We start from the raw sequence: 6637 nt of genomic DNA, 5'->3' as shown, positions 1-6637 counted from the left end.
GCCTGCCAATTGGGCTGCAGCGTGGCTGGCGCCGATGATAATACAATGTTCACTCATAGCTATATTCCAAGAATCCTATATTCAGTTTCATATTATTTTGCGGGCTGTCATACGACCGGTGGCTTATGCACTACCCATGAGCTTGATCTAATGACACCCGCCAACAGAAACGAAATCGCTTTTATAAAGTGCTCATCCAATCCGCCACCGCCTCGCCTATTTCGACCGGAGAATCTTCCTGGATGAAATGTGTACCCCTGACTGTGACCTCCGTCTGATTCGGCCAGCTGCGACAAAACTCGCGCTGCCGGCCAACTAAAATTGAGCCGGGATCAGCGTTGATAAATAATTTAGGGAACGGGGCCTTGAGCATAAACTTGGCGTACTCAGCAACCAAGTCGACCATATGAGCAGGTGAACCATCGATGGGTATCTGCTGTGGCCAACTCAACATTGGCAGGCGATCCTCGGAGGTTGTGAAGGGTGCGCGGTAATGGTCCATTTCCACGTCGGTCAGTTCCCGCATTACAGAACTTGGGAGCACCGCCTCAATAAACATATTGCGATTAAGTATTAGATCCTCACCCTTTTCTGAGCGGAAGCCTTGAAAAATACCCCGAGCCGATTCAGGCCAGTCATCCCACGAGACCGGCATGACGATTCCTTCCATATAGGCGATCGCTCTTACCGCCGTAGGATGCATTCTTGCCCAATGGAAGCCAAGGCCGCTGCCCCAATCATGGATCACTAGGGTGACATTTGAAGTAATTCCCAATTCGGCGAGTAATCCGTCGAGGTAGCGATAGACCACATCAAAGCTGTAGCGCTCAGGGCCGTCACTGACCGCAAGTTTTTCCGAATCACCCTGGCCAATCAAGTCTGGTGCTATTACGCGTCCGCTAGAGACTAGCTCAGGAATCACATTACGCCATAGATATGATGACGTCGGGTTTCCATGAAGTAACACAATCGGCTCGCCAAGACCTTCATCGATATAGGCGATCTTCTTACCATCTACATGCGCGAATTTCTTTTGAAAGGGCATATCCGCTGAAATCATCGTAGCCTCCTTAAGCTTTCCTGAACTCGCGACACAGAAAACACATTGATGTCGAAAGCTAATAAATATAATCGAAAAAATGCTATCTAGCCTCTTACTAATAATGAGACTAGATCATAATAACTAAGCCATCACCAACATCGAATAGCGACTCCAGCAGACAAAATCATGTAGCTTAAACCCGCGAGGAAATCAGTCCTTATATAAATGTTAGCGTTATACCAAACCTTAACTATCCGCCTCGTACTCGGCGATATATTCATTACGCAAAGATACTTTATTAATTTTCCCAGTCGCTGTTAGCGGGATTTCTTGAACGAACTTAATGTCTTCAGGAATCCACCACTTTGCGACCTCGGTACTCAAAAACTCTTTAAGTTTCACGTCATCCAAATCAGCCTCAGGCTTTAACTTAACCAACAGCAGAGGACGCTCTTCCCATTTGGGATGCGAGACACCAATCACCGCGGCGAGCGCAACCTGTGGGTGATTCATAGCGGCGTTTTCGAGATCCACCGACGAAATCCACTCACCACCCGACTTGATAATATCCTTGGCGCGATCGGTAATTTGCATAAACCCGTGCGGATCAATCGTCGCGATATCCCCGGTATCAAACCATCCCTGAGAATCGAGAATGACTGAATCACTTTTGAAATAAGAACTGACGACCCATGGCCCACGGACCATCAAACGGCCTGGCGTCTTACCATCAAAAGGGAGCTCCTGACCGTCTTTATTCTTTATGCACATTTGTAAGCCAAACATAGGCCGGCCCTGCTTAAGGGCAATCTTTAATTGGCCGTCCGCATCCAACTTTAACGTCGCGGGCATAGGACGATTAAGACTTCCCAAGGGGCTAATCTCAGTCATCCCCCAGGCTTGCAATACATCCACATCGAAATCGCGCTTAAACCGGACTAACATAGACCTAGGCAGAGCCGAGCCACCAATGACCACTTCCTCCAACGTAGGGACCTGCAAATTGTTAGACGTCATATAGTCCAGCAAGATGCTCCACACTGTCGGCACTGCAGCAGAGAAGGTCACATGCTCGGTGTTAACCAGATCATATATATTGCCTCCATCTAAGTGAGGGCCAGGAAGAACTAATTTCGCACCGGTCATGGGCGCCGAGTACACAAGACCCCATGAATTGGCATGAAACATCGGGACCACCATTAATACGCTCGACATGGCAGAGAGGTTAAAGGCGTCTGCCGAGCAGCAAGCATAGGCCATCAGGAGGTTTGATCTGTGAGAATATAACACCCCCTTTGGATCACCCGTGGTACCCGAGGTATAGCAAAGGGATGACGGTGAATCCTCTTCTAACTCAAGCCAGTCAAAGCTTTCAGACTGCCCCTCAATAAACGATTCATAATCTACTGCATTTTTCAGCTTGGTCTCAGGACATTGACCTTTATCCGTGAGTACCACGAATAACTCTACCGTCGGCAACTCATCTTGAATTTCCTCGAGCAGCACAACGAAAGCAGGGTCCACAAATACGATGCGATCACCCGCGTGATTAAGTATAAAACGTATTTGGGCTGGGAAAAGACGGGGGTTAACCGTATGGCAGATGGCGCCTTGGCCTGCGATTCCATACCAAGACTCAAAATGACGATGGCCATTCCACGCCATAGTGGCAATCCTATCACCCACCTGTATTCCATATGCATGCAGCGCATTGGCTAACTGTTTTGACCGCCCCAATGCCTCACGATAGGTGTAGCGATGTATCTCGCCCGACGCCAGCCTCGAAACGATTTCTTGATCACCGTGAAACCGTGCAGCGTGTTCGAGAATAGACGCCAGGTTCATCGGTGAGGCCTGCATACCACTCGTCGTCGCTTTTTCTTTAATCATAGAATTCCCCCATTATTGAACTTACACTTCAAGTTCCAATTCATTATTAATAATTAGTAGAACTAACATCACGTCATCGCTATTAATCGACTTGTTAATTCACGCTCTTCCCAACCGAGACAGTGCTGCATGGGTAAGATATCGCTGATATATCGACGCGTCATTTACCGAACTCTTGTGACCACCGCGAAGCTCTTTAACGTGCTCAACTCTAGTCATGCGCCCGCTCTGAAACTCATAAGCATGGAAGTAGGTCCACGACCAGTAGGGGTGCGCGCCATCATTAACTTGTTTACCGCCACCTTCGAAGAGTCCGTAGCAACCGTCAAAGGAACGGAATGGCAATCCCGCTCTATCATAGGTAACCATGGCAAGCGGCATTTGATTTCGGGCATCAAACCAAACCCGTTTCTTACTTATCGGCGCTCGAGGGAATCCCGTGGGTTCAGCCTCACAGACAATCGCTTCAGGTACCATTTCTACAACACTATCGAAGAAGCTATCGCCTTTAGATCCACCATGGACGCCATGCTCCCAGTTGTCGTTATCAGGATTCCAACCACTAGAGACACCCGCCAACATAGGCTGTCGACCCACTATTTTATAATTACCCCAAGTATGTAAGGGGTCACCCGCAGCCCAGGCATCCGAAAGATAAAGTGCGGAACCTGGAACTAATGGCTCAAATCTTTGGTTAGTTGGGAACTGACGGACTCGTCTAAAATACGGCACATAGCCATATAGATCTGGCAGCTTATTCTGATCGTAGTACCAGACATTGAGGTATGAGGCGCCCTTCTGGCTCTCTGGCGACGTATATACCACCGTGTTAAAACGTAGTTTGTCCATCTGATCGGGCACATAGGGCTTAGGGTCGATGACTAGTCGTCCTACGGGTGAAAGCTCCGCCCACACTAGGTCGTATTGGTAGTCGATCTCCCCTTCTGGGTTTAGATCGTACTCCTTCATCGCAAATAGGTTAGCATCATGCCGCCCCCAAGATAGGGTTAAACCCGCGAACAGCTGCAGCGCCGATGTGCTTTGTGGGAATGGATGACCGCCGATCCAAGGTTTACCGTCCTGGGTTACTACATTTCCGGTGCTATCAAATTTTGCCTGCCCTTGATTTGACAGTGTCGCCTCCTGATACTCCCAGGGACCCATCTTCATCCAATCTGTGGTTGTCGCAACTACCTTTAGTTTTCTACCCATTTCGGCAACATGCTTATATTTAGCCGGGTCTAGCAAATCCCTCACAAGTTCAACATTATCGGCCGTTATGTAGTCGCCGACTTTGATCTTACCTTTTGTGTACATTTCTATTGAGAGCAGTTCATCTGGATACGCTTTTGTCACATCACCAGCAGACGCTATAGTCGGCCACAGAGACGCCAATACTCCGCCCCCCGACAACGCAGACCCATAACGTAGAAACTGCCGACGATCCATCCGAGAAGACCATTTCAACAAGTGCATTTGTAATCCCCAAAAAAAAGGGCCGGAAGAAACTTAATCCGGCCCAAAAGTACAGATGCTAATACCTCTTACAGAAAACTAAGTTAGTAATCAAAATTGGTAGGTCACTCTCAATGAAAGTTCATCAGCAAAATCAAGCGTGGAAATTATATTGTTGTTTGGGTTATCTCCCCAAAGATCACCATCAATATGGTTGTAAAATGCTTCAACGGTAAGGCCCTTTCCTGGATTCCAACGAACACCCGGCTGAAACAAAATACCACCATCTAGATCCAGGAGGGTCGCCAATTCAATCTCAAATATCTTGTTATCCGTGGGCTGAAGAAAGCCGAAGACAATATAGTTCGCATTGCCTGATTTCTCTTTCTTAACCGTCGTTGTATCACCATCAGACAACTCGCCCAAACCAACGCGTCCATAACCACTCAAATGACGACCCACCAAATCGCTGCGATTCTTGGTCAAGGCTTGGAATACTATGTAGGTACCTGGAAGATCCTTAAAGAACCGATGCCATTTATCCACAACCAAAGCAAGCGTGTACTCGTCATCCTCAATCACTTCCCGTGATAGGGTCGGATTTGTAAACGTTCGATTCGGCGTGTATTGCATCTCTACGTTAAAAATCAATTGATTAAGGAAGTTGTTGTCACTTTCATTTACGTAACTTACCCCTAGAGCGAAGTCTTCCTCGCGATGATAGCGACGCTCAATTGTTCCACGCATGCTGCCGCCACCAGCAATAAAAAAGGTATTCAACTGAGCTGCAGTTCCGCCGACAGTTTGATCAGGTGAGGCATAAAGATCTATTGAGCCGTCAAATTCTTCGATAGCCGCATTCAGGCCACCAATCGCGTCAAGTCTAGACTCCGCTGCATATTTAAACCATTCATCGGCAGAGTAAACACCACCTGGACTGGCTGCAAAAGGCGAGTTGGCAAGTGCCTCACCGGAATCGGAATAGCGCCGGCAAAGAGCAGGGTCATATACCACGCAATCCGAGAGTTTGGCGTTATACGATGTATTGATCAAGCCGCCGATACTACCAGACAAAGGTTTATTTACTCCTGATTTGGCCCAATTAAAAGTACCTTCGGTAGCATACTTAGAGACAAATGAGGCCTGCCACCCCCACTGGCCATAGTCGCCTTTCAAACGAAATCCACCAGATATTTTGTCGTCGTAGCCACCGGACTCATAAGTGTCGTTAACGGTAAACTGAGTGGGGATTATATTGTAAGGAGTATTCGGGTTACCGAAGACCGACGGTTGGAACCGACCAATATATCCGTCTGCCAAAATATCATTCGTCAGCTGGTAGGTGGCACGCAACGACAACATAGGTACGCGCTTATCGGAAAACTCTTCCAAACCGCGATCCAGCAAAGAATGCCGACGTAAATCCAATCCATTCGGAGTGTCAAAGACGCGGAAGAATATCGCTTGGCCCCAGGCTATTTGCTGATTACCAAGGCGCAGTGACAAGTTGCCGGATGCATACTCTAACAAGAAAGTAGGAAAGTAAATTTGGTAGTTCTTGCCAGTCCATTCCAGCGGGTTAGGGTTGCCGCCTTGATCTGCAAGATAATCAAAGTAACTTGGTGAGCCGTCATATAGCGCAGGATTGGCATTGGGCCCGCTTTGAAGACCACCCTGAAACTGGGAAACGTCGTTTGCATCAAACGAGTCGTATATTTCCGGGTCGAACATTGCTCGTACTCTGGCAATAAATCGCATTTCATAATTAAACCGTACGTTTAACTCTACCTCCGTTCTCAGCACCGTATAATTAAAGTCGTTATCTGTGGTTTTAATAAAGTCGCCACGGCGTATTGAATCTGAAAAAGGAAGAGGCACCGTACCCCACGCGCCTATAGCGCCAGGTCCAAGCAAGCCCGTTACCAGCCCGCTAGTCGGGTTCAAGGCCGGAGGAAGGAATGCTTGGCGCGATATACTTTGGTCGTTAAAATAGTTGCCGCCTTGATTGTTTGGATTCTCTCCGCTGCTGGTACTAACAGCAGCTTCTGCACGAACAAAGCCATTATAAGATATATTAAAATCTTCAAACCAATCATCATCCGACGCTAAGACTTTAGCACTGGAGATAGCGCCGCACACAGCGATGCATACGAACAGTGGATATTTTATTTTATTAATTTTTTTCATTAATATTACCCCAATATCTAAGCTAGTTTTATCCTGCGATAAATTCTTACTTTTTATTTTAAC

At 47.4% G+C, this 6637-nt stretch carries 4 protein-coding genes; all 4 read right to left on the bottom strand.

Features of this window, described 5'->3' with window-relative positions:
- Nucleotides 1-181 precede the first annotated feature (181 nt).
- Complete coding sequence (locus ACI955_RS02910; protein ID WP_415242230.1) at nucleotides 182-1060, bottom strand: haloalkane dehalogenase; 879 nt, start codon at nucleotides 1058-1060, stop codon at nucleotides 182-184.
- A gap of 228 nt (nucleotides 1061-1288) precedes the next feature.
- Nucleotides 1289-2932 carry a long-chain fatty acid--CoA ligase gene (locus tag ACI955_RS02905; protein ID WP_415242229.1) on the bottom strand — a complete coding sequence of 548 codons (1644 nt, stop codon included), beginning with the start codon at nucleotides 2930-2932 and terminating at the stop codon, nucleotides 1289-1291.
- Nucleotides 2933-3031: 99 nt separating this feature from the next.
- Nucleotides 3032-4408 carry a DUF1329 domain-containing protein gene (locus tag ACI955_RS02900; protein ID WP_415242228.1) on the bottom strand — a complete coding sequence of 459 codons (1377 nt, stop codon included), beginning with the start codon at nucleotides 4406-4408 and terminating at the stop codon, nucleotides 3032-3034.
- Between the two features lie 90 nt (nucleotides 4409-4498).
- Nucleotides 4499-6574, bottom strand: coding sequence for a DUF1302 family protein (locus ACI955_RS02895; protein ID WP_415242227.1), 2076 nt, complete (start codon nucleotides 6572-6574; stop codon nucleotides 4499-4501).
- Nucleotides 6575-6637: the final 63 nt, after the last annotated feature.

This window comes from Zhongshania sp., from assembly GCF_047636175.1.
In the GTDB taxonomy this organism is placed as follows: domain Bacteria; phylum Pseudomonadota; class Gammaproteobacteria; order Pseudomonadales; family Spongiibacteraceae; genus Spongiibacter.
This window is presented reverse-complemented; position numbering and strand designations above follow the sequence as displayed.

Excerpts from the sequence above, each read along its gene's own strand:
- ACI955_RS02910 (WP_415242230.1), bottom strand. The coding sequence starts at position 1,060 with ATGATTTCAGCGGATATGCCCTTTCAAAAGAAATTCGCGCATGTAGAT.
- ACI955_RS02905 (WP_415242229.1), bottom strand. The coding sequence starts at position 2,932 with ATGATTAAAGAAAAAGCGACGACGAGTGGTATGCAGGCCTCACCGATG.
- ACI955_RS02900 (WP_415242228.1), bottom strand. The coding sequence starts at position 4,408 with ATGCACTTGTTGAAATGGTCTTCTCGGATGGATCGTCGGCAGTTTCTA.
- ACI955_RS02895 (WP_415242227.1), bottom strand. The coding sequence starts at position 6,574 with ATGAAAAAAATTAATAAAATAAAATATCCACTGTTCGTATGCATCGCT.